Annotated in this window: 1 protein-coding gene; it reads right to left on the bottom strand. The window is 34.4% G+C overall.

The features are described from left to right. Nucleotides 1-14: 14 nt before the first annotated feature. Nucleotides 15-247, bottom strand: a 233-nt coding sequence (locus tag ACX6CF_RS26315; RefSeq protein WP_458788350.1) for an ABC transporter permease subunit, incomplete at its 5' end; no start/stop codon positions are given.

The raw sequence follows: 247 nt of genomic DNA, 5'->3' as shown, positions 1-247 counted from the left end.
CCAAATGTAATTGCTTATGTAATAGTATCAGCAACTATTACATAAGCAATTACATTTGGAATCAAATGTTTAGTTATCTGCTGACGTGTGGAAATACCAAGTACTCTTGTTGCAGTCATGAATTCTTGCTCTTTCAGAGATAGAATCTGGGCTCTAACCATCCTAGCTAGACCAGGCCAACTTAATAACCCAATGATAAATATCATTATGTATAGCCTTGTTTCCTCAGGATAATCAATAAAAATTG

This window comes from Vallitalea sediminicola, from assembly GCF_054408565.1.
Note: the sequence above shows the minus strand (reverse complement) of the source record. Positions and strands in the feature narration are given on the sequence as shown.